Source organism: Ochrobactrum sp. SFR4, assembly GCF_019730395.1.
In the GTDB taxonomy this organism is placed as follows: Bacteria; Pseudomonadota; Alphaproteobacteria; order Rhizobiales; family Rhizobiaceae; genus Pseudochrobactrum.
In genome coordinates this window covers 1-304 of record NZ_JAAPBB010000581.1, presented here as the reverse complement: position 1 = coordinate 304, position 304 = coordinate 1, and the positions used below count along the sequence as shown (strand labels likewise).

At 45.7% G+C, this 304-nt stretch carries 1 pseudogene; it reads left to right on the top strand.

The features are described from left to right. Positions 1-227 (top strand): annotated as a pseudogene (locus HBA93_RS20345) (LysR family transcriptional regulator); the annotation flags it as partial. Positions 228-304: the final 77 nt, after the last annotated feature.

Below are 304 nucleotides of genomic sequence, written 5' to 3'. Positions count from 1 at the left end.
CGCTCTCTACTATGGAAACATCAATGCTCAATTGCAGTCATTTTGCGGCTGCCGGTATGGGAGTTGGCATCGTTGATAAACCGACGCTGCGGTCTTCCGGTGTTAATTGCGTGGCCATACCTTTTGAGCCGTCTATTCAGGTTTCTTATTTTGCGATCAGACCAACCAGCAGTACACCCAATCCATTATTGGATGACATTATCAGTATAATGCAGGAACTATTGTGAACCACACCGAGTTTGGTCTTGCACCGGTTGTGTTCCGGTCTATCTCTCATTTTAAGCGGCTTTTTTCTCAAATGCCA